General features: G+C 65.8%; 23 protein-coding genes. 13 read left to right on the top strand and 10 right to left on the bottom strand.

Annotation, left to right across the window (positions count from 1 at the left end):
* Positions 1–34: 34 nt before the first annotated feature.
* Genes rph through hemW form a run of 3 tightly spaced genes read left to right on the top strand, consistent with a single transcriptional unit; the run spans position 35 to position 2,655 of the window.
* Positions 35–748 carry a ribonuclease PH gene (rph, locus tag ASC68_RS02830; protein WP_055874434.1) on the top strand — a complete coding sequence of 238 codons (714 nt, stop codon included), beginning with the start codon at positions 35–37 and terminating at the stop codon, positions 746–748.
* A 58-nt stretch (positions 749–806) separates the two neighbouring features.
* Positions 807–1,475 carry a non-canonical purine NTP pyrophosphatase gene (locus ASC68_RS02825; RefSeq protein ID WP_055874431.1) on the top strand — a complete coding sequence of 223 codons (669 nt, stop codon included), beginning with the start codon at positions 807–809 and terminating at the stop codon, positions 1,473–1,475.
* Positions 1,465–2,655, top strand: coding sequence for a radical SAM family heme chaperone HemW (gene hemW, locus ASC68_RS02820; RefSeq protein ID WP_248310477.1), 1,191 nt, complete (start codon positions 1,465–1,467; stop codon positions 2,653–2,655). The genes ASC68_RS02825 and hemW overlap by 11 nt, the downstream gene beginning before the upstream one ends.
* 199 nt (positions 2,656–2,854) lie before the next feature.
* On the opposite strand, the gene ASC68_RS02815 is transcribed toward hemW, so the two are convergent.
* Positions 2,855–3,832, bottom strand: a complete 978-nt coding sequence (locus tag ASC68_RS02815) for a ribose-phosphate pyrophosphokinase (protein ID WP_055874424.1) — start codon at positions 3,830–3,832, stop codon at positions 2,855–2,857.
* Between the two features lie 183 nt (positions 3,833–4,015).
* On the opposite strand from ASC68_RS02815, the gene ASC68_RS02810 reads away from it, so the two are divergent.
* The 3 genes from ASC68_RS02810 to ASC68_RS02800 are packed head-to-tail and all read left to right on the top strand — an operon-like array spanning position 4,016 to position 7,835.
* Positions 4,016–5,875: an adenine deaminase C-terminal domain-containing protein gene (locus ASC68_RS02810; RefSeq protein WP_055874421.1), complete on the top strand. Its 1,860-nt coding sequence runs from the start codon at positions 4,016–4,018 to the stop codon at positions 5,873–5,875.
* Entirely contained in the window at positions 5,872–7,245 is a 1,374-nt protein-coding gene (gene guaD, locus ASC68_RS02805; protein ID WP_248310476.1) for a guanine deaminase, read from the top strand. The genes ASC68_RS02810 and guaD overlap by 4 nt, the downstream gene beginning before the upstream one ends.
* 20 nt (positions 7,246–7,265) lie before the next feature.
* Entirely contained in the window at positions 7,266–7,835 is a 570-nt protein-coding gene (locus ASC68_RS02800; RefSeq protein WP_055874418.1) for a nucleoside 2-deoxyribosyltransferase, read from the top strand.
* A 168-nt stretch (positions 7,836–8,003) separates the two neighbouring features.
* On the opposite strand, the gene fabB is transcribed toward ASC68_RS02800, so the two are convergent.
* Positions 8,004–9,227, bottom strand: a complete 1,224-nt coding sequence (gene fabB, locus ASC68_RS02795) for a beta-ketoacyl-ACP synthase I (RefSeq protein WP_055874414.1) — start codon at positions 9,225–9,227, stop codon at positions 8,004–8,006.
* 104 nt (positions 9,228–9,331) lie between these two features.
* Positions 9,332–9,835, bottom strand: coding sequence for a 3-hydroxyacyl-[acyl-carrier-protein] dehydratase FabA (fabA, locus tag ASC68_RS02790; protein ID WP_055874410.1), 504 nt, complete (start codon positions 9,833–9,835; stop codon positions 9,332–9,334).
* A gap of 189 nt (positions 9,836–10,024) precedes the next feature.
* On the opposite strand from fabA, the gene irrA reads away from it, so the two are divergent.
* Complete coding sequence (irrA, locus tag ASC68_RS02785; RefSeq protein ID WP_082527844.1) at positions 10,025–10,471, top strand: iron response transcriptional regulator IrrA; 447 nt, start codon at positions 10,025–10,027, stop codon at positions 10,469–10,471.
* A gap of 166 nt (positions 10,472–10,637) precedes the next feature.
* Here irrA and ASC68_RS02780 read toward each other — a convergent pair whose 3' ends face one another.
* Entirely contained in the window at positions 10,638–11,210 is a 573-nt protein-coding gene (locus ASC68_RS02780; protein ID WP_082527922.1) for an SH3 domain-containing protein, read from the bottom strand.
* A gap of 154 nt (positions 11,211–11,364) precedes the next feature.
* On the opposite strand from ASC68_RS02780, the gene ASC68_RS02775 reads away from it, so the two are divergent.
* Positions 11,365–12,318, top strand: coding sequence for a D-glycerate dehydrogenase (locus ASC68_RS02775; protein ID WP_082527921.1), 954 nt, complete (start codon positions 11,365–11,367; stop codon positions 12,316–12,318).
* A 429-nt stretch (positions 12,319–12,747) separates the two neighbouring features.
* Here ASC68_RS02775 and ASC68_RS02770 read toward each other — a convergent pair whose 3' ends face one another.
* On the bottom strand, positions 12,748–13,986 hold the full coding sequence (locus ASC68_RS02770) for an RNA polymerase sigma factor (RefSeq protein ID WP_055874399.1): 1,239 nt from the start codon (positions 13,984–13,986) through the stop codon (positions 12,748–12,750).
* Between the two features lie 252 nt (positions 13,987–14,238).
* Between ASC68_RS02770 and ASC68_RS02765 the strand changes: the two genes are divergently transcribed.
* The 3 genes from ASC68_RS02765 (at position 14,239) to ASC68_RS02755 (ending at position 16,828) form a co-directional block, all read left to right on the top strand.
* Positions 14,239–15,825, top strand: a complete 1,587-nt coding sequence (locus tag ASC68_RS02765) for a flavin monoamine oxidase family protein (RefSeq protein ID WP_248310475.1) — start codon at positions 14,239–14,241, stop codon at positions 15,823–15,825.
* A 25-nt stretch (positions 15,826–15,850) separates the two neighbouring features.
* On the top strand, positions 15,851–16,243 hold the full coding sequence (locus tag ASC68_RS02760) for a cytochrome c (protein ID WP_055874393.1): 393 nt from the start codon (positions 15,851–15,853) through the stop codon (positions 16,241–16,243).
* Positions 16,244–16,327: 84 nt separating this feature from the next.
* Positions 16,328–16,828: a RidA family protein gene (locus tag ASC68_RS02755; protein WP_055874390.1), complete on the top strand. Its 501-nt coding sequence runs from the start codon at positions 16,328–16,330 to the stop codon at positions 16,826–16,828.
* Positions 16,829–16,857: 29 nt separating this feature from the next.
* On the opposite strand, the gene ASC68_RS02750 is transcribed toward ASC68_RS02755, so the two are convergent.
* Positions 16,858–17,232, bottom strand: a complete 375-nt coding sequence (locus ASC68_RS02750; RefSeq protein ID WP_055874387.1) for a YciI family protein — start codon at positions 17,230–17,232, stop codon at positions 16,858–16,860.
* 202 nt (positions 17,233–17,434) lie between these two features.
* Between ASC68_RS02750 and ASC68_RS02745 the strand changes: the two genes are divergently transcribed.
* Positions 17,435–19,246, top strand: a complete 1,812-nt coding sequence (locus tag ASC68_RS02745) for a GGDEF domain-containing protein (RefSeq protein ID WP_082527843.1) — start codon at positions 17,435–17,437, stop codon at positions 19,244–19,246.
* Between the two features lie 174 nt (positions 19,247–19,420).
* On the opposite strand, the gene ASC68_RS02740 is transcribed toward ASC68_RS02745, so the two are convergent.
* Both ASC68_RS02740 and ASC68_RS02735 read right to left on the bottom strand, forming a co-directional pair.
* The gene (locus ASC68_RS02740; protein WP_055874381.1) at positions 19,421–19,705 is read right to left on the bottom strand and encodes a hypothetical protein; all 285 of its coding nucleotides are present in this window, start codon (positions 19,703–19,705) and stop codon (positions 19,421–19,423) included.
* 36 nt (positions 19,706–19,741) lie between these two features.
* Complete coding sequence (locus tag ASC68_RS02735; protein ID WP_055874378.1) at positions 19,742–20,806, bottom strand: LacI family DNA-binding transcriptional regulator; 1,065 nt, start codon at positions 20,804–20,806, stop codon at positions 19,742–19,744.
* A gap of 213 nt (positions 20,807–21,019) precedes the next feature.
* Between ASC68_RS02735 and ASC68_RS02730 the strand changes: the two genes are divergently transcribed.
* A complete protein-coding gene (locus ASC68_RS02730) occupies positions 21,020–21,277 on the top strand; it encodes a hypothetical protein (protein WP_055874375.1) in 258 nt (85 codons plus the stop codon).
* Positions 21,278–21,281: 4 nt separating this feature from the next.
* On the opposite strand, the gene ASC68_RS02725 is transcribed toward ASC68_RS02730, so the two are convergent.
* Both ASC68_RS02725 and ASC68_RS02720 read right to left on the bottom strand, forming a co-directional pair.
* Positions 21,282–21,710: a YciI family protein gene (locus ASC68_RS02725; RefSeq protein ID WP_055874371.1), complete on the bottom strand. Its 429-nt coding sequence runs from the start codon at positions 21,708–21,710 to the stop codon at positions 21,282–21,284.
* A gap of 98 nt (positions 21,711–21,808) precedes the next feature.
* On the bottom strand, positions 21,809–22,009 hold the full coding sequence (locus ASC68_RS02720) for a hypothetical protein (protein ID WP_055874368.1): 201 nt from the start codon (positions 22,007–22,009) through the stop codon (positions 21,809–21,811).
* Between the last annotated feature and the right edge of the window lie 95 nt (positions 22,010–22,104).

The following is a 22,104-nucleotide window of genomic DNA, read 5'->3' as shown; positions in this document are numbered from 1 at the left end:
AACAGCTTTTTCCAAGAACGAGTGATTTGACCATATGCGGCCCTCCGGACGCCAGCCAGACCAGATGCGGGCCGTAACGCTCGAACGCAATGTCGCTCCCAAGGCCGAAGGCAGCTGCCTCGTCAGTTTCGGTTCGACCAAGGTGTTCGTCACCGCTTCGGTCGAAACCACGCTCCCCTCCTGGCGCCGCAGCTCCGGCATGGGCTGGGTCACCGCCGAATACGGCATGCTGCCGCGCGCCACCGGCTCGCGCACCAAGCGCGAAGCCGCGCAGGGCAAGCAATCCGGCCGCACCCAGGAAATCCAGCGCCTGATCGGCCGCTCGCTCCGCGCCGTGGTCGACATGCAGGCGCTGGGCGAGAACCAGATCACTCTCGATTGCGACGTGCTCGAGGCCGATGGCGGCACCCGCACCGCCTCGATCACCGGCGCCTATGTGGCGCTGGCCGATGCCATCAAGTGGCTCGAAGCCCGTGGCCTCACCAAGGGCCCGGTGCTGCGCGATTCGGTCGCCGCTATTTCCTGCGGCATCTACCGCGGCACCCCGGTGCTCGATCTCGATTATCTCGAGGATGTCGAAGCGCACACCGATGCCAATTTCGTCATGACCGGCACCGGCAAGTTCGTCGAGATCCAGGGCACCGCCGAACAGGTGCCGTTCAGCCGCGATGAGCTCGACAGCCTGATGCGGCTGGCCGAGCAGGGGATCGGCGAGCTCACCACCATGCAGCAGGCGGCATTGGCATGACCCCGAAAAGCGGCAACGGTTTTCGAACAAAGGTCATGCCACAAGGAAAGACCGCATAATGGCAGACAAGCTCACATTGCGGCGCGGCGACCGGCTGGTGCTGGCGACCCACAATGCGGGCAAGCTCGCCGAGTTCAAGGAACTCCTGGCGCCGTTCGGGCTCGACCTGGTTTCGGCCGGCGAGCTCGGCCTGCCCGAGCCGGAAGAGACCGGCACCACCTTCATCGAGAACGCCCGGATCAAGGCGCATGCCGCCGCGGCCGCTGCCAACACTATCGCGCTGGCCGACGATTCCGGCCTGTCGGTCGATGCCATCGGCGGCCAGCCCGGCGTCTACACCGCCAACTGGGCCGGCTCCTCGGCGCATGGCGGGCGCGACTACATGGTCGGCATGCGCCGCGTCGAAGATGCGCTGCAGGCCGTCGGCGCCACCACGCCAGGTGAGCGCCGCGGCGCTTTCAACGCTACGCTCTGCCTCGCCCACCCCGATGGGCGTGAGGTGATCTACGTGGGCAAGGCGGAGGGCACGCTGGTCTGGCCGCCGCGCGGCGACAAGGGCTTTGGCTTCGATCCGGTGTTCATGCCCGACGGCTACGACATCACCTTCGGCGAGATGCCGTCCGAGGCCAAGCACTCCTGGGCCCCGGGCAAGGTCGGTCTGTCGCATCGGGCCCGCGCCTTCGCCTGCTTCGTCGACGATGCACTGGGAGGTGGCGTTGAGCACTGAAACGTTCGGCCACAACTCCGTCGATCCGCGCTCCAACGGCCTGTTCGGGGTATACGTGCATTGGCCGTTCTGCGCCGCTAAGTGCCCGTACTGCGATTTCAACTCGCATGTGCACCGCGGTGAGTTCGACGAACAGACCTATGTCGAATCCTACGCTGCCGAGCTGGCGCACTTCGCCAAGCAGACGCCGGGCCGCACCGTGCAGTCGATCTTTTTTGGCGGCGGTACGCCCTCACTGATGGATCCGCGCTCGGTCGAGGGCATCATCGATGCCATCGCCCGGCACTGGGTGATCGACCCGCGGGCGGAAATCACCCTCGAAGCCAACCCGACCTCGGTTGAAGCCGACCGCTTTCGCGGCTATCGCTCGGCTGGCGTCAACCGCGTCTCGCTCGGCGTGCAATCGCTGCGCGAGGGGCCGCTGGCCGAACTCGGCCGCCGGCACTCGGTCGATGAAGCCATCGCCGCGGTGCGCCTGGCGCAGTCGATCTTCCCGCGCTCGAGCTTCGATCTGATCTATTCCCGCCCGCGCCAGACGCTGGACGAATGGCAGGATGAGTTGACCGAAGCGCTGTGGCTGGCGGAAGCCGGGCACGTCTCGCTGTATCAGCTGACCATCGAGATGGGCACGCGCTATTACGACCTGTTCCGCGCCGGCAAGCTGAAGATGCCGGACGAGGACCTGAGCGCCGACTTCTACGAGATGACGCAGGAGCTGACCCAGCAGGCGGGTCTGCCGGCCTATGAAATCTCCAACCACGCCCGCCCTGGCCAGGAGAGCCGCCACAACCTGATCTACTGGCGCTACGGCGAATATGTCGGCGTCGGGCCCGGTGCGCATGGGCGGCTCTTGATCAACAACCAGCGCCACGCCACGGCGACCGAGAAAATGCCGTTCGACTGGCAGAAGCGCGTGCAGGCGCGCGGCCACGGCATGGTCACCGACGATATCCTGACCTGGGAAGAAGAAGGCGACGAACTGCTGGTCATGGGGCTGCGGCTGCGCGAAGGCATCGACCCGCGCCGCTTCCAGAAGATCTCCGGCCGCGCCATTTCCGAACGCCAGATCAACGAGCTGCGCTCGATCGGCTTCGTCGAAACCCTGCCCAACGGTTTTATCCGGGTCACCGACAAAGGCTGGCCGGTGCTGGATGCAGTCGTCGCCGATCTGGCGGCTTAAGCTAGGTCTGCTTCTATCCCCCCTGCGGTAGCAATTGGCCACTGCAGCATCACCAGACTCGATGTCATCCCAGCGAAAGCTGGGACCCATCTCACCGCCCGCACCAGCTGATAGTTGGGTCCCAGCTTTCGCTGGGATGACACCGGTGAGGAGGGACGTTTGGGGTCAGCCACCCGCAGGAAGGGTGGCTCGCGCCCGCCTAAGCCCGAAGCCGCGTCACTGTCGGCGTCGATTGCTCGGCGTGGAACAGCGTGCTGACCGATTCGCCGCTGTTGATCCGGCGCATCGCCTCGGCCAGCGCCGGGGCGATCGACAGCACGGTCAGTTTGGGGTGGCGGCGCGCCGCGGCGATCGGCAGGGTGTCGGTGCAGACGATCTCCAGCACATCGGGCTCTGCCGCCAGCCGCCCGATCGCATCGTTGGCGAAGATGCCGTGCGTGCAGGCGATGCGCACCGAGCGGGCGCCGTGCTGCCGCAAATGCCGCAGCAGCTCGACCATCGAACCGCCGCTGGCGATCTCGTCGTCGAGGACGATGACGTCGCGCCCCTCGACCTCGCCGATGATCGCGGTGATCCGCACTTCGCTGTCGCTGATCCGCTCCTTGGCGCCCGCCGCCACCGGCACGCCGAGCCGCTTGGCGAAGGCCGCGGCGTTCTTGGCGTTGCCGAGGTCCGGCGACACCACGACGGCATTGCCCATGTCGTAGCGCTGGAAGTACTCGGCAAGTTCGCCCAAGGCGTGCAGGTGATCGACCGGCACGCTGAAGAAGCCATGCACCTGCGGCGAGTGCAGCGTCATCGTCAGCACCCGGTTGGCGCCGGCGGTCTGCAAGAGGTCGGCGACCATGCGCCCGCCGATCGAGATGCGCGGCGCATCCTCCTTGTCGGAGCGGGCATAGGCGTAATGCGGGATCACTGCGGTGATGCGGGCCGCCGAAGCGCCGCGCGCCGCGTCCAGCATCAGCAGCAGTTCGACCAGGTGGTCCTGCACCGGCGCGCTCAGCGTCTGGATCAGGAACACGTCCTGCTCGCGGCAATTGGCCTGCAGCTGCACTTCGATGCAGTCATTGGAGAAGCGCTTCACACGCGTGGGCAGCAACGGCACGCCGAGTTCGGCGCAGATCTGAGCCGCGAGTTCGGGATGAGAGCTACCACTGAAAATGGCAATCTGGCTCATCGCGGCTGTCCTCGCTGCGTGGGATCGAGGCCGGCAGCTTATGGCAAAATGCACTGCCGCGAGCAAGCGTCGGCGCTGGACAGAGATTGCTCACCGCTTTGCCGTACGTCCCTCACTGCGGCGCATTGCACTCCATCTCGTAAACCGCTTTACTAATGCGGTTGCGCCACCCGGAATCCGCCTATGCACCTACCCGACGACCTGATCCTCAACGCCGAGGACGAAGTTTCCATTCGTCAGCATCTGACGCTGGTGGCGCTGACCAAACGCCCGGCGGATCTGGTGATCGAGGTCGGCAGGCTGCTCTCGGTGCATTCGCGGCATTGGCTGGAGGACCAGGAGATCGTCGTCTCCGGTCGGCGCATCGCCTTTGTCGGCCCACGCGGCAGCTACAAGGGTGAGGTGGGAGCGCGGGTGAGCTACCCGAACCTGAGCGCCGTGCCGGGCTTCGGCGAAGTGCATAAGCACATCGAATCGACCCACATCACCCCGGAGTTCGAGGCGGCCCTGGTGCTGCCGCGCGGCAATACCTGGACCTGCGAGGCGAGCCATGAGTTCGCCAATGTCAACGGCGGCAAGAACCAGGAGTTCTGGCAGAAATCCCGCCTTGCTGGCTCGCCGCTGAAGATCTTCATCCAGCCCGGCTCGGCCGTGCCGCCCAGCGCCTGGGAAGAGTCGGGCGGCTATTATGGCTACGAGGAGCAGCGCGAGTTCCTCGCCCATGACATGGGCACCGTCAGCCTCGACGAGGTGATGGATTGGCCCTCGGTATGGAACCCCGAAAACCCCGGCTACATCCGCATGTGGGGCATGATCGGCGCCACCATGGAGATGCGCGGCGTGGTCGAGGGGCACGGCTCCGGCCTGATCGATCCGCACGATCTCTCGGCTTTCGCCGCTGCCGGCATCTCGTCCGACCATGAGGTCTGGGCGCTGGAGGAAGCCTGGGAACGGCTGAGCCACGGCATCTTCACCGAGCTCCGTCCGTTCTCCTATGACGTCATACTTCCGGGCCTGATCGAGCGGCTCACCGATTGGTCGAACATCGCCTTCACCACCGACGACCGCTCGGCCTCCGAAACGCTGGAGAAAGGCGCCGCCGACTACAACGTGCGGCACGCCATCGAGTACGGTCTCGCGCCCGAGATCGCCATCCAGTGCGCCACCATCAACCCGGCGCGGCACATGCGCATCGACCAGTGGGTCGGCTCGATCTCACCGGGACGCTATGCCGACATAGTATTGCTCGACGACGTCAAGACACTGTCGATCCGGCACGTTTACGCCGATGGCCAGCTGGTCTCCGAGGGCAAGCAGTTCCTCGGCCCGCTGGCCGCGATCGATTGGCCGGACTGGGCGAGGAAGACCATGAACATCGGGCGCGTCCTCGCCGCCGAGGATTTCGCCATCCGGGCCGAGCCGGGCCGCCACACCATGCAGGCGGCTATCCTCAGGCCATTCCACTGGAACGAGGATTTCCTGGTCGAAGCGCTGCCGGTGGTCGATGGGCTGGTGCAGCGCGACACCGAGCGGCTGATCACCAAATGGGCGCTAGTCGACCGCTATCGCGGCGATGGCGCGGTGGCGAAGATGTTCTGGACCGGCTGCGGTCCGGCCGATCCCGACACCGCGCTTGCCTCCTCGGTGGCGCATGACAGCCACAATGTCTGGTGCATCGGCTCCTCCGACGCGGGGATGGCCAAGGCGGTGAACCGGCTGCAGGAGATCGATGGCGGCTGGGTGCTGGTGCACAAGGGCGAAGTGGTCGCCGAGATGCGCTTCGAGATCGGCGGGCTGATGACGGCGCGTTCGGCCGAAGCCTTCGATGCCGACATGCAGGCCTTCTACCGCGCGGCCGAAGCGGTCGAGTGGATGTACAAGCCTTCGGCGCTCAACCTCTGGAAGCCCGGCTTTCCGGAATTCCTGAAATTCGCGACGCTCACCTGCTCGCCCTGGCGCTGGGTGCTGGTGGCGCCGAGCGAACTGGCGCCCGAAGGCTTCGTCAACGTGCAGACCGGCGAACAGCACAAGGTGGTCTGGTGAGCGGGCTGCGTGGGCGCAGCGTCCGTGGCAGCTTCGTCCATGCGCCGGTGCGCGGCGAGCTCGAGGTGCTGCGCGATGCGGTGATCACCATCGGCAGCGACGGCACCATCACCAGCGTCGGCCGGGCCGCCGACGGTGTGCCGGAGGGAACCATCGAACTGCCGGCCGGACAGCTGATGCTGCCGGGCTTTGTCGATCTCCACATCCACGCGCCGCAATACCCGCAGCTCGGCATGGCGCTCGACGTGCCGCTGGAAGTCTGGCTGGGCAAATACACCTTCCCGCTCGAGGCGCAATACGCCGACCTCGCGTTCGCCCAGGAGCGCTACGAAACACTGGTCGCCGATCTCCTCGCCTCGGGCACCACCACGGCGCTCTATTTCGCCACCGTGCACCGCGAGGCCACGGAGCTGTTGGCGCAGATCTGTCTCGAGCAGGGCCAGCGGGCGCTGGTCGGCAAAGTGGTGATGGATGATCCGGCGAGTTGCCCGGATTATTACCGCGACGCCTCGGCCGAGCTGGCGGTCGCCGATACCCGGGCGGTCATCGACCATATCCGGGCGCTGCCCGACAATGACCGGGTGCTGCCGGTGATCACCCCGCGCTTCATTCCGTCCTGCACCGACGCAGCGCTCGCCGGCCTCGGCAAGCTGGCGGCGGAGTGCGGTTGCCACGTGCAGACCCATTGTTCGGAGAGCGACTGGGCGCATGGCTATGCGCTCGATCGCTACGGCGAGACCGACACCGCGGCGCTCGACGGCTTCGGGCTGCTGGGCCGCAAGACCGTGCTGGCCCATTCGGTGTTTTTGACCGACGACGATATGGCGATGGTCCGCGCCGCTGGGGCCGGCGTCGCGCATTGCGCCCTCTCCAACATGTATTTCGGCAACGCCGTCTTCCCGCTGCGTCGGGCGCTGGAAAAGGGCCTCTATGTCGGGCTCGGCACCGATATTTCCGGTGGGCCCTCCGGCTCGATGCTGGAGGCCTGTCGCGCCACCGCCCAGGCTTCCCGCCTGCTCGAGGACGGGGTCGACGCGAGGGATTCACGTGAAACGCGCGGCGTCCCCAACTCGCGCATCGACATGCTCACCGCCTTCCACCTCGCCACCGCAGGTGGCGGCGAGGCGCTCGATCTGCCGGTCGGCATGTTCCGCCCCGGCTATCACTTCGATGCGCTGCTCATCGACCCCGCCGCGGAGGCGGGGACAGTCCGGCTGTTCGGGGCCGAACCGGCTGAACGGCTTGAGCAAATCCTCTACACTGCCAGCCGGCCGAACATCGCCGCGACTTTTGTCGGCGGCGACCTGGTCAGCGGAGCTGACCTCGGGGTCAGCGGGGCTGCCCCGCAAGCCGGCCATTCCAGTCACTGACGCCATCTGAACGAGCCATCATGCCCAAATCCGTCTATCTCGCCGGCCCGGAAGTCTTTCTGCCCAATGCCCGCGAAATCCTCGACCTGAAGATTGCGCTGACCCGCGAGGCGGGTCTCGTGCCGGTGTCGCCCGGCGACCTCGAGTTCCCGCCGACCAACAGCAAATGGGAGCTCGGGCTGGCGATCAGCGCCATCGATGAAAAGCTGATGCACTCGGCCGATGCGATCATCGCCAACCTGACGCCGTTCCGCGGCATCGCCGCGGACACCGGCACCTGTTTCGAGCTCGGCTTCATGTGCGCCCAGGGCAAGCCCGCCTTCGCCTATACCAACGTCAAGGCCGACCACGGCGCCCGCACCCGCGACCACTTCAATGGCGAGTGGTACGCCGATGCCGAGGGCAAGCCGCGCGGCCCCGATCATATCCTGATCGAGGATCTCGGCTTCATCGACAACCTGATGCTGCATGGCGGCGTAGTGAACCGCGGCGGCGCCGTGGTGGTGGGTGACGCGGCGGTCGGGCAGGAACTGACCGATATGACGGCGTTCAAGCGCGTGCTGGCGCTGGCGGTGGAGATGCTGGGGTAACGTCAGCTACATCCAGCTCGCTGCGCACCCCTCCCCAACCCTCCCCGTCGAGGGGAGGGTGTCTGCCGGTGCTTGTGGCACGATCGAAGACCAGTACTGGATCGGCACCTCCCCCTGGACGGGGGAGGTTGGGAGGGGGTGTGAGGCGGGCACGAAGCCCCCGCGGGATCAGGCGTCCGGATGCTGGAACACCAGCGTAGCGTTCGTCCCGCCGAAGCCAAAGCTGTTGCTGAGCGCGATGCCGATATCGACGTTGTCGCGGCGCTGCCTCAGGATCGGCATGTCCGAGAACACCGGGTCCAGTTCCTCGATATTGGCGCTTTCGCACAGGAACTTCTCGCGCATCATCAGGATGCAGTAGATCGATTCCTGCACGCCCGTGGCGCCGAGCGAGTGGCCGGTGAGCGATTTGGTGGCCGAGATCGGCGGGCAGCTCTCGCCATTGCCGAACACCGTGCGGATCGCTTCCATTTCCTTCAGATCGCCAACCGGCGTCGAGGTGGCGTGCGGGTTGATGTAGTCGACCTTGCCCTTCACCGTCGACAGCGCCTGCCGCATGCAGCGGATGGCGCCTTCGCCCGAGGGGGCAACCATGTCGTAGCCATCCGAGGTCGCGCCATAGCCGACCAGTTCGGCGAGGATGGTGGCGCCGCGCGCCTTGGCGTGTTCGTACTCTTCGAGCACCAGGACGCCGGCGCCGCCGGCGATGACGAAGCCGTCGCGCTTTGCATCATAGGCGCGCGAGGCCTTCTCGGGCGTCGCGTTGAAATCGGTGGACATGGCGCCCATGGCGTCGAACAGGTTGCTGAGCGACCAGTCGAGATCCTCGTGGCCGCCGGCGAACACGATGTCCTGCTTGCCCCACTGGATCTGTTCGTAGCCGGCGCCGATGCAGTGCTTCGAGGTCGCGCAGGCCGAGGTGATCGAGTAGTTGACGCCCTGGATCCCGAACGGCGTCGCCAGCGTCGCCGAAGCGGTCGAGCTCATCGCCTTGGGTACGGCCAGCGGCCCGATGCGCTTGGGGCCGCGTTCGCGGGTGATGTCGGCCGCTTCGATCAGCGTGGGGGTGGAGGGGCCGCCCGAGCCCATGATGATGCCGGTGCGCGGGTTCTTGATGTCTTTTTCTTCGAGCCCGGAATTGGCGATCGCCTCTTGCATGGCGATGTAATTCCACGCCGCGCCCTTGCCCATGAAGCGGGTCGTGCGACGGTCGAGCACTGCGAACGGATCGAGCTTGGGCGCGCCATGCACCTGGCAGCGGAAGTTGTACTTGGCGTAGTCCTCGGCGAAGACAATGCCGGACTTGGCCTCCTTGAGGCTCACGATCACTTCATCGAGATTGTTTCCGATAGAGGAGACGATCCCCATGCCGGTGACGACAACGCGCCTCATATTGCCTCCTCTATGGCCGCGGCTCAGGTCCGGCGGCGGGCGTCGCGCTTCCAGGAAAAGTTGTGCGACTTTTCCGCTTCGAAAGCGCGCAAATCAAGAAACCATTAGGTGAACAGGCCTACGCGCAGGCCGGACATCTCGTAGATGATCTGGCCGTCGGCCTTCACCCAGCCGTCGGCGATGCCGAGCACGAGCTTGGACTTCATCACCCGCTTCAGGTCGATGCCATACTCGACGATTTTGACGTCATTAGTGATCTGGCCGGAAAATTTCACCTCGCCGCAGCCGAGTGCCCGACCCTTGCCGGGCGAGCCGTCCCAGCACAGGTAAAACCCCAGCATCTGCCAGACGGCGTCGACGCCGAGGCACCCGGGCATCACCGGGTCACCGATGAAGTGGCACTGGAAGAACCACAGGCTGGGGTCCACGTCGAGTTCGGCGCGCACCAGGCCCTTGCCATACGCGCCACCTTCGCGGCTGATCTCGGTGATGCGGTTGAACATCAGCATCGGCGGGGCGGGCAGCTGGGCATAGCCCTTGCCAAACAGCTCCCCCGTTCCGCTGCGGATCAGGTCGTCATACCCGTAGGCGTTCTTCCGATCCGTCATCGGCCGGCTTTCTCCGTCGGTCAGTTGAGACCGTTACTAGAGAGCGGGGGGCGGGGGGTCAAGCGCGCCCAAGGAAGTGCGCGCCGCGACCCACCGTCGCGAGCGCCGGCCGCGACCGACCGCCGCTTGTGCAGAAGAGGCGCGAAAGTTATAAGCTGCAAGCTGATACGCCTCGTTGCCAAGGACCAGATGACCGACCGCAGCCTCACCGCAAGGACCGTTCCGTCTCGCCGACCGTGCTTGACGGCAGTGTTGCGCATGGCGGGCCTGCGGCCGACACGTCAGCGTGTGGCCCTCGCCGAACTGCTGTTCGCCGGCGCGCATCGGCATGTCAGCGCCGAGCAGCTGCATGCCGAAGCCGCCTCGGCACGGGTCAACGTCTCGCTCGCCACCATCTACAACAGCCTGCACCAGTTCCGCGAAGCGGGCCTGCTGCGCGAAGTGGCGGTGGATGCGTCGCGCTCCTACTTCGACACCGACACCTCGGACCATCACCATTTCTACCTCGAGGACGAGCAGCGGGTGATCGATATTCCGGCCTCGTCCATCGTCATCCAGAACCTGCCCGAGCCGCCCCGCGGCATGGACATCACGCATGTCGACGTGGTGGTCCGGGTGCGGAAGGTTCGGAGCTAGGGTTTCCTGTAGCTGGGCTGGTGCGGGCTGACCCCCACCCCTGTCCCCTCCCGCAAGGGGGAGGGAGACGCTCACCGATATCGAGACTGTCGTCTCCCTCCCCCTTGCGGGGAGGGATTAAGGGTGGGGGGGCAGCCCGCACCGGATCGTGTGAAGGCACCGCCCCTCAGTCGAAGGCTTCGTCCTTGTAGACGCCCCACAGGTCGCCCTGGTGTACCCAGCCGTCAAAGCTCTGCGGGCTGCCGTTGACCGGATGCGCGGTGGCGATCACCTTGCACCACTTGCCGTCGCATTCCTTGATGTCGACGCGGAAGCTCGGGGTCAGCCAGGCGCGCACGCCGGCCTGGTCATTGGGGTCGCGGCGCAGCGCCACCGGCTCGGCGGCGGCGGGGGCGACGAGGCCGGCGCGTTTGCCCTGCAAGAGGTTCTGGTGCAGCCAGCCTTCGGAACCGTCGGCATCGCGGATTTTGCGCCAGGTGTCGAACTCCTGGATGATCTCGACCGGCGTGCCGGCTTTCACATAGACCCAGGCGACGCCGTATTTGGTGCCCGGTCCGACCCGCACGTTGATCGGGTTGGAGCGGGTGGTGACGAAGCGCGGCAGCGGCAAGCCGCTCGGCCCTTCGGCGGCCGTCGCCAGCGCCGGCATAACGGGGCCGGCCGCGGTGATCGCGGTGAGGAGTGCGGCGCGCAGAATCGTCTTGATCTGCCGCCCGTGGGAGCGCCTCGTGAGGAGCATGGAGCTGACTTTGCCGAACATGACTTTGCAGGGGTGTGCTTTTTTTCTACACTTATGCAAAAGACCTTAATGGTCGCTGAAAGCGCTTCATTTGACCCTCAGCCGACCCAAGATTTTCGTGACGCGACGCCTGCCCGAACAGATCGAGGCGCGCATGGCGACGCTGTTCGAGGTGACCTCGAAACCGGTCGATGGCGTGTTGAGCGCCGATGCCATTATCGAAGGCGTTCAGGGCAAGGATGTGCTGGTCTCTTCGATCAACGATCCGATCGATGCGGCGCTGATCGCCCGGCTGCCACCGGAGCTGAAGCTGATCGCCCAGTTCGGCAACGGTTTCGACAATATCGACATCGAAGCGGCCTATGCCGCGGGCCTGACCGTCACCAACACCCCGTCGGTGTTGACCGAGGATACCGCCGACATGGCGGTGATGCTGATGCTGGCGTTGCCGCGCCGGCTGGTCGAAGGCGCCCAGGTGCTGCCCGCCACCGGCGAGTGGCCCGGCTGGTCGCCGACCTGGATGCTGGGGCGGCGGCTGCGCGGCAAGGCGCTCGGCATTGTCGGCATGGGGCGGATCGGCACCGCCGTCGCCAACCGGGCCCGCAGCTTCGGCCTCAACATCCACTATTTCTCCCGCCACCGCCGGCCGCCACAGGTCGAGGAAGCGCTGGGCGCCACCTATTGGGCTGAGCTCGACGAGATGGTCGGCGAGGTCGATATCGTCTCCCTGCACACCCCGCTCAGCCGCTCGACCCACCACATCCTCAGCGCCGAACGGCTGAGGCGGATGCGGCAGGATGCCTTCGTCGTCAACGTGTCGCGGCCCGAACTGGTCGACGAGGCGGCGCTGATCGCCGAGATCGAGAGCGGGCACCTCTCGGGCGCCGCGCTCGACGTGTTCGAGAGCCGCAACGGCATCGATCCGCGGCTGCTGCAGCTGGCGCGCGACAACCGCGTCGTGCTCACCGCCCACATGGCCTCGGCCACGCTCGAAGCGCGGCTCGAGATGGGCGAGACGGTGATCGTCAACATCCGCGCCTTCATCGACGGCGCCCAGCCCCCGCACCGCGTGCTGCCGGAAGGGCGGGGCAAGCTGGCGCGCGGGTGATGGTCGAAAGCGCTTCCCTATGTGAAGGGGCGGCTATGTCGGAGCGATAGTTCCGTACGGGAAGAGCACCCCCACCCTGTCCCTCCCCCGCAAGGGGGGAGGAGACCAAAACACTGGCGTCAGCGAGAGCGTCTCCCTCCCCCTTGCGGGCAGGGCAATCGCATATGACTTTGCCGGTAGAATCCGGTTCTGTTTCGGAGCGAACGTCGCCCAGGGCGGTCCTCTGGTCTCTGAATCGGAACAAGAACCAAACAGAATCGAAAGCGGAACAGCGGATACGGTCGCAATCCACTCTTCGGCCATTGGAGAACGAAGTTCTCCGCCCAAAACCCATATGCGATTGCCCTGCCCTTGCGGGGAGGGGACAGGGGTGGGGGTGCTCTTTCCGCACCGGCCCGTCAGCTGCTTGCCGCGATGCGCGGTTGCCCCTCAAGGCGCAGGGGAGCCCAGCGCCCGCAGCCGCCCCTCCAGAAACCGCTGCTCCGCCGCCTGGTGCGTCAGTTCCAGTGCGGCCACATACGCTGCCCGGGCCTCCTCCGTCCGGCCCAACCGGCGCAGCAGGTCGGCGCGGGCGGCGTGCAGGTAGCGGAACTCGGTGAGTGCGCCAGCCTGGCGTATGGTCTCGATTTCGCTCAACCCCGCTTCCGGCCCGTCCCGCATGGCGATGGCGACGGCGCGGTTGAGCATGACGATCGGCGAGGCATCGGCGCGCAGCAGCAGGTCGTAGAGTTTTACGATCTCGCCCCAGTTGGTGGCGTCGGGCGAGGCGGCGATGGCGTGCTGGGCGGCGATGGCGGCCTCGATGCCGTAGGCGGTGAGCTCGGGGCGCGCCATCAGCCGGTTGACCAGGGCAATGCCCTCGGCGATCTCGGCCCGGTCCCAGAGCCGCCGGTCCTGGTCGGCGATCAGCACCAGGTCGCCGGCCGCATCGGTGCGGGCGTCGCGCCGCGAGTGCTGCAGGAGCATCAGCGCCAGCAACCCCTCGACCTCGGCGTCCGGGTTGGGCAGCAGCGCAATCAGCAGCCGCCCGAGCCGGATCGCCTCGGCGCAGAGGTCGGCCCGCAGCAGGTTGTCGCCATGGCTGGCGGCGTAGCCTTCGTTGAAGATCAGGTAGACGGTGCGGAGCACCGCATCGAGCCGCTCGGCCAGATCCTGCGGCTCGGGCACCTCATAGGGCAGCTCGAGCTCACGGATGCGGTTCTTGGCCCTGACGATGCGCTGGGCGATGGCGGTGGGCTTGGCGAGGAAGGCGGCGGCGATCTCCTCGGTCATGAGCCCGCAGGTCTCGCGCAGCGTCATGGCGATGCGCGCGTCGGCGGGCACCTGCGGGTGGCAACAGACGAAGATCAGCCGCAGCTGGTCATCGGCGATGGATTCGGCTTCGGGCGGCATCTGCGCCTCCTCTTCGAGCGCCAGTTCGGCTGCGACCACGTCGAACCGCGCCTTGCGGCGCAGCCGGTCGATCGCCTTGAAGCGGCCGGCCGAAACCAGCCAGGCGCGCGGGTTGGCCGGCATGCCGTCGCGCGGCCATTGCTCGGCGGCAGCGAGGAAGGCGTCGTTGAGCGCTTCCTCGGCGCGGTCGAAATCCCTGAGCAGCCGGATCAGCGTCGCCAGCACCCGGCGCGATTCGGTGCGCCATACCGCCTCGATGTCGATTGGCCGGGTCATGAGGTACGCACCCACATGCTGACTAGACGAAAGTCTGATGCCTCCGCGCCGCCAGCCGGCGTCGGCTTTAGCGTGGCTAAAACCCTTGGCAACCCGGGCCTTTCAGCAAATTCGTGCCAAAGCTTAGGCGATCTATAGATTGAATTGTCGCGAGTAATCACGTTGCCAGCCTCATATGCTCAAGCTTAGCCTCGAAGTGACGGCCTGACCGAATGGGAAGCGGAAGGAAACGTCGTCCTTCGGAGGAATATCATGACTGAATTCAAGTCTGGAATGAGCCGGCGCGACCTGCTGGCGATGATCGGTACTGTGGCCGGCAGTGTCGCGATGTACAACGCCATGACGACGCTCGGCTTCGCCCAGGCCTCGACCTATGACGGCCCGGTGAAGCTGGAAGGCGACCCCAAGGGCGCTTCGGTGCTGATCCTGGGCGCCGGTCTTGCCGGCATGACCGCGGCGCTCGAGCTGCGTGCCGTCGGCTACAAGGTTCAGGTGCTGGAGTATCGCGAGAAGGCCGGCGGCCGCTGCTGGACGCTGCGCGGCGGCGACAAATATGTCGAGCTGGGTGGCTTCGAGCAGGAGGTGAAGTTCGCCGAAGGCAACTACATCAACCCGGGCCCGTGGCGCATCCCGCACCACCACTATGGCGTGCTCGACTATTGCAAGCGCTTCGGCGTCAAGCTCGAGCCCTTCATCCAGACCAATTTCAACGCCTACCTGCACCGCACCGACGCCTTCGGGGGCAAGCCCGTCCGCTTCCGCGAGGCGTTGACCGACTATCGCGGTCATGTCTCGGAACTGCTCGCCAAGGTGGTCAACCAGAACGCCCTCGACGAAACGGTCAGCGCCGATGATGCCAAGCTCCTCTTGGAGTCGCTGAAGACCTGGGGCGTGCTCGACGAGAACTATGCCTACGTGAAGAGCAACGACACCTCGGAGTTCCGCGGCTGGGCCAAGGAGCCGGGCGGCGGCGTCGATGGCGCGCCGGTGCCGTCCGAGCCGATGACGCTTTCCGACGTGCTGCAGTCGCGCGTCTGGCAGCACCTCGTCGACGGCGACAGCATCGAGCACCAGTCGACCATCTTCCAGCCGGTCGGCGGCATGGACATGATCGCCAAGGGGTTCGAGAAGGAAGTCGGCGATCTCATCACCTACAACGCCAAGGTCACCAAGATCGACCAGTCGGATACCAGCGTGACGGTGACCTATGTCGACAGCCAGAGCGGCGAGGGCGCTGAGACGGCGAGCGCCGACTACTGCATCTGCACCATCCCGTTCTCCATCCTCGGCCAGATCGAGCACAACCTGTCGGGCGAGATGACCGCGGTCATCGACTCGATGTCCTATGCCGGTTCGGTGAAGTTCGGCCTCGAGTTCAAGCGCCGCTTCTGGGAGCAGGACGAGCGCATCTATGGCGGTATCACCTACACCAACCTGCCGATCTCGCTGATCTCCTACCCCTCCACCAACTATTTCAGCGATGGTCCGGGCGTGCTGCTGGGCGGCTATTCGTGGGGCGCCACGGCCTACCAGTTCAACGCCATGTCGCCCGAGGATCGGGTGAAGAAGGCCGTCGAATATGGGGCGCAGATCCATCCGCAATACACCGAGGAGTTCTCCAACGGCGTGGCCGTCACCTGGCACCGGGTGCCGTGGGTGCTGGGCTGCTTCGGCATCTGGGCCGACAAAGAGAACCAGTATGCCACCGCCGCGGCAATGGATGGCCGCACCCTGATGGCGGGCGAGCACATCTCCTACCTGCCGGCCTGGCAGGAAGGCGCCATCCTCTCCGCCATCGATGCGATCAAGCGCCTGCATGCGCATGTGACCGCCGCCTGACCGCCGTTTCAGAAAGGACTTTGACATGACAAAGCTCACGATTGCCGCGGCGGCGGCCCTCGCCCTGTTCTTGACGGCACCGGCCATGGCGCAGGACGCGGCCATGTTCGCCTCGCCCAGCAAGCTGACCCAGACCGGCGGCGAGAACATCTACAAGGCTATCTGCGCCGGCTGCCACATGCCTGAGGGGCAGGGCGCGGTGGGCGCCGGCAAGTACCCGGCGCTCGCCAATAACGCCAACCTCGAATCTGCCGGCTACCCGATCTACCTGATCATCCACGGCCAGAAGGCGATGCCGGCGCTCGGCTCCGTGCTTGACGACCAGCAGATCGCCGACGTCGTCGCCTATATCCGCACCAGTTTCGGCAATGACTTCGCCGAGCCGGTGACGGTCGAGGAAGTGACCGACGCGCGCTAAGCGCGCGGTGACCCCGCCGTCCGGGCTCTGTCCGGACGGTGCGTCCCTTTGGGACCTGTATCTCCATCTATTGGGAAGACCAGCATGACCAGACTCCTCAGCACCAAGACATTTGCCCTGGCCCTCGGCCTCGCCATCCTCGTAGCCGGCCCGGTGCTGGCGGAGGATGTGATCCGCCACACCAACCCCAACTCCAATTTCCCGATCGCCCGCGCCGTCGAAATTCCGGCTGGCAAGACCACCATCTATCTGAGCGGCGCCGTTCCGAGCGTCGTTGACGAGAGCGCCGATCGGGCCACCCCTGCCGCCTATGGCGACATGGAGACCCAGACCACCAGCGTCCTGCAATCGATCGAGAAGACCCTGGCCGATCTCGGTCTCGGGCTCGGCGATGTGGTCAAGATGCAGGCCTATCTCGTGGCTCCGGACGGCAAGCTCGATTTCGAGGGTTTCATGAAGGGCTACACCAAGTTCTTCGGCACCGAGGCGCAGCCCAACCTGCCGGCCCGCTCGGTGATGACCGTCGCCGGCCTTGTCAGCCCTGGCTGGCTGGTCGAGATCGAAGTCACTGCCGTCCGGCCGTAACGCCGATTCGAACTGCAGGGCGCGGCTGCTCATCTGGCCGCGTCCTGGTGTTTCGGCACCTGGTAGATCGGTCGTACCTCGATGGTGCCGTGCTGGGCCAGCGGAATGCCGCCGGCAATGCGGATCGCGTCGTTGAGGTCACGCGCCTCGATCAGGATGAAGCCACCCAGCTGCTCCTTGGTCTCGAGGAACGGGCCGTCGGTCACCGAGATCCTGCCGTCCCGCACCCGCACCAGCACTGCACTCTCGGGCGCCTGCAGCGCCTGCGCCCGGATCAGGTTGCCGCTGGCTTCGAGCTCGCGGTCATAGCCGGTCGAGGCGATGTCGAGCTCGCGCTTTTCCGTTTCACTCATCCGGCGGAACACTTCCTTGTCGTCGAAATGGACGAGGCAGATGTAGAGCATGGTGGTTCTCCGCTTGCGATGGTGCGCTGGCTTGGGGTCGTGAGCTAATCGAACGCCGCCGCCGGGTTTCGACATGGGTTCATGCGAATCGAGCCAGATTCCCGCGGGACTGTCGAACGGGTGGGGCGCGGACGCATTTTTAGCGATTTGCTTGCCTCCGTCTTCACCACACCGTTTCATCGCCCGCTAAGCGCTTCTCCCGATGGCCGAACGCAGCAATGCCGATCTTTGGCATTATGCCCCCAATCGAGGAGCCTGGGGGCTTTCCAATCCGATGTTCGCCGGCCTCACCGCTGTGACTGAGCCCAAGCCGCTGCCGGTGCGGGCTCGTTCGCGCCTGCTGTCGCTCGCCACCGTTGCGCTGGTGGTCACGCTGGTGGTGACGGCGATCGCCGGGTTCATGCATGTCGGTGGCCAGCAGCGCGCCATGACCGAGCTCAGGGGCGAGGCCGACCAGTTGCGCGCCATGTCCCAGGCCGTGGCCGACGCCGATGCCGACATCATGCACTTCCTCACCGGGGAAGCGGGTGCGCTGCGCACCTACCTGTCCCAGGTCGAGCGCTTGAGCAGCGCCGATGCTGCGATCTTCGATGTGGTAAGCCCGATCGCGGCCTCGCCATCGGCCGAACCACAGCGCCTGCGCGAACTTGTCGCCGGGCTGGTCAACAACTGGAACGAAGCGATCGACCTCGCGACTTCCGGCAACCGGCAAGCCGGGCTCGACCTGTTGGCGAGCCGCCGTACCGGCGAGACCGTAACGGCCATCGGTGCTGGCGTCGGCCGGGTGCTCGGCGATACTGACCTCAGGGTACGCACGCACGATGTCCGTATCCAGGCCGGTACCATGCTGGTGCTGGTGATGCAGCTGGGAGCGGGCCTGCTCGCCATCCTCGGCCTGCTCTATGCTTTCCGGTCTTCGGCCACCGAGGCCGATGGCCGCGCCGCGGCGGTGGAGGCGGCCGACAGGGCGCGCCAGCAGGTGGGGCGGTTGTTCGAGATGGCGGACGTGCTGCAGAGCGCTTCGGACCATGCCGACGCCAATGCCGTGCTGAAGGCGACGGCGATGGAGCTGGTGCCCGGCTTCTCGGGGGCGCTCTATGTGTTCAACAATTCCCGCGACCGGTTGGTGCTCTCGACCACCTGGGGGCGTTCGGAGAACGACGCGCTGCCCGAAACCATCAACCCCACCGCCTGCTGGGCGGTGAAGCGCGGCAAGCCGCACCTCAACCGCGCCGATTCCGCCAAGCTGTGCTGCAGCCACCATGTCGGCAACGAGACCTCGCTCGAAATCCCGATGATCGCGCGGGGCGAAATCGTCGGGCTGCTGCAGCTGTTCGCTTCCGGCGTCAGCGCCGAGCAGCGGCTGGAACACATCACCGCGCTGGGTTCGGCCCTGGCCGATGGCATGAGTCTGGCGCTCGCCAACATGGCATTGCGCGAAAAGCTCCGGAACCAGGCGCTGCGTGACCCGCTGACCGGGCTCTACAACCGCCGCTACATGGAAGACTGCCTGCAGCGCTTCGTCCGGCTGGCCGAGCGCGAGAACCGTGAGATTTCGCTGATCATGGTCGATCTCGATCACTTCAAGCGGCTCAATGACGAGCATGGCCACAGCTTTGGCGACCAGGTGCTGCGCGATGCCGCGCTGACGCTGACCGGCTCGCTGCGCGAGACCGATATCGTTTGCCGTTTCGGCGGCGAGGAACTGGTGGTGATCCTGCCCGATTGCCCGCTGGAGCGGGCCGCCGACAAGGCGGAACTGCTGCGGCTCAGGATCGAGGAGCTGAGCAACACGCACGGCACCGATATCTCGGCCTCGTTCGGCGTTGCCTCGGTGCCGCACACCTCGCAGAGCGTCACCGACCTGCTGCAGGCCGCCGACCAGGCGCTCTACAAGGCCAAGCAGAGTGGACGCAACCAGGTCGCCAAAGCGCCGCTGCGCCCGTACCGGCCGGACCGCATGGGCGACGAGTTGGCCGCGCTGGAGGAATTTTCGCGGGCGGCGGCGGAGTAGCTCGGGCTCGTGCCGCTACCGCTGGTGGCTGTGGACCCCCACCCTTAATCCCTGCCCGCAAGGGGGAGGGAGACGCAGACTGCGAGGCCAGTGTTTTGGTCACCCTCCCCCTTGCAGGGAGGGGACAGGGGTGGGGGGCAGCCCGCACCCGGCGGCGAGTAGTGTCTCCACGCCCTAAGGCAAATAGCTCGGCTTGGTCCGCATCAGCTCGGTTTGCAGTTGCTGCTGCAGCATTTTCTGCTGCTGCAGGTCGCGCTGCAGTTTCGACAGCGTTGCATCAATCTCGCTCCGGATGGCGCGATCCTGGGCCGATTGCGCCAGCTCGTTCTGCAGGCACAGCGTGCGTTGCAAGTCGTTGCCCTGGTACCCGTCCTTGGCGACATCGGGCACCGGAGGGCAATAGGCTAGCGCCCCCGAGCTGAGGGCAATAGCCGCGACGGTGGCGAGCAAAATCCGCATAGCCAGAATCTGGGCATTCACGTCCCCCGGATCAAGTCACGATCGCGCGCTTGGGCCTGCGGTACTGTTTCGCACCAGCAGCTCGAGCGGCAGGCTTTCGCGGTGCACTCCGCCATCGTGCTCGAGGATGGTCTTGACCGCCCGGCGGCCGATTTCGGCGATCGGCTGCACCACAGTGGTCAGCGGCGGGTTGACGGTGGCGGCTTCCGGCACGCCGTCGAAACCGACGATCGAGATGTCGTCGGGGACGCTGAGGCCGCGCTCGGCGAGGATTTCGAGCGCGAACATGGCGACGCGGTCCGACATCGCCAGAATGGCGGTAGGCCGCTCGCCAGCCGTGAGGATGTAGTCGAGCCCGCGCCTGACGCTCTCGGCGGTGCTGCGGGTTTCGTAGATTGGGATGGTCTCGCGGTCGATGCCGTAGAGCGCCAGCTCCTCGAAATAGCCATAGGCGCGGTCGCGCGAGGTGGAGTAGGTGGCGGCGGCGATTGCGGCGCTGCCGACCGGCCCCTCATGCGCGTCGTCGAGCTCGAGCCCGAGAATGCCGAAGCGGCGGTGGCCGAGCTGCGCCAGATGCCGGGCGGCCATCTGCGCCCCGGCATAGTCGTCGACGCCGATGGCCGAGATAGTGTCGTCGGGCTTGCCGAGCGCCAGCGCCACGAAGGGCAGCTGCCGCTCGCGCGTCAGCTCCACCAGCTTTTCGCCATTCTCGATGCAGAGCAGCACGAATCCGTCGACCAGCGCGCTCTGGATATTCCAGCTGAGCCGCTCGCTGTTGCGGGCCGACACCAGCGCCAGGCCGGCGCCGCGCGCATCGCAGGCCTCCGAGATGCCTTGCATCAGTACGCGGGCAAACGGATCTTCGAAGAAGTAGGAAAGCGGCTCCGCGGTGGCGACGCCGATGGCGTTGGATTTGCCGGCGCGCAGCAGCCGGCCGCGCGGATCGGGTCCGGCATAGCCGAGGTCGCGGGCCGTCTGGTGCACCCGCTCGCGCACCTCCGGTCGCACCAGGTCCGGCCGGCTGAACACGTTCGACGCCGTGCCCTGCGACACCCCCGCCGCCTTTGCCACATCGCTCAAGCGCACCAGATCGCGTGCCATCCGAACCTTTCCAGTTTTTGCGGCTCGTCTGCCGCCCCGAGGACAATCGTCTCGATTGCCTGAGGGCATCCTAGCCAACTCCTAGTCATATAGCACGCTTTTGTATCGGTTCAAATTCCGCTTGACTCTCTGGCATCGAAGCGTATATTTGAACCGATTCAAGCGATCATGCGTTGATCAATTGAATCGGTTCAAGTCGAAAGGAGACTTGTGATGATCCCCGCCAGCTATCTCTACAAGAACGCCTACAAGCAGCACTGGGGCGAAGATTTCGCCCGCCGGACCGGCGAAGCGCCATGGGAGGCGCATCCGGACGCCGGTCTGTGGGAAAAGCCGTCGCTCTGGCGCGCGATAGGCGGCTTCGTCGGCCGCCTGTTCGCCTCGAGCCGCGCGGCAGCCGCGGATGAAACTGAAGCTTCGGGGCGTCATTGCCCCGAAGCCACCGATCGCCGTCTGGGCCTGTCGCGGTGACGCTCTAGCGCTGCTCCGGCCACTGGCCGCTGTCACGCAGCGCCTTCTCGCGATCCAGCGCTTCGGCCGAGACCTCGTCATAGGCATAGGCGAAGTCTTCGACCTCGGAGACGCGGCGGACTTCCACTTCTTCGCCTTCGTTCCACATCGGAATCTTCTTCACCCAGCCGATCGCCTCGTCGAGCGAGTCTGCTTTGATGATCCAGAAGCCGCCGATCAGCTCCTTGGCCTCGGTGAACGGGCCGTCCTTCACCACCAGCTTGCCGCCCTGCATCGCCACCTTGGCGCCGGTCTTGGACGGCTGCAGGCCCTCGCCGCCCAGCAGCACCCCGGCCTCGATCATTTCCTGGTTGAGCTTGCCCATCGCCGCCAGCATTTCCGAGCTTGGCGGCGGCGCCGGTTCGGTGGTCTTGACGATGATCATGTAGCGCATGGCGGGTCTCCTCGTTTGGTGGCCTTTCGAGCAGAGCTTGGCCCAAAACAAAAGGCCCGGTCAAACCGGGCCTTCTCCTCGACGGTGGCAAAATCGGGTCAGGCGACAGCGGGAACCACCATGCCATCCTGCAGCGCCATCAGGCGCTGTTCCATCCGCTCGGCGACGGCGCCTTCGTAGCGGCCGTTGCGGAAGCCGGTGATAATGCTGACGATCTCGCGGCGGCGGGCTTCGTAATGCGCCAGCGGCTCGTCATAGAAGCGCTCGACCTTGATGGCGGGCCAGATTTCGTCGGACATCGAACGTTCCTCGTCGCTTCGAAAAGCAGCGAGGAGGCTAGGCCAGTGAAATTAGACAGGGTTGAGCGCTTGGTTAGAATTTGGAGAGAGACACT

Source organism: Devosia sp. Root105, assembly GCF_001424865.1.
Classification (GTDB): domain Bacteria; phylum Pseudomonadota; class Alphaproteobacteria; order Rhizobiales; family Devosiaceae; genus Devosia_A.
This window is presented reverse-complemented; position numbering and strand designations above follow the sequence as displayed.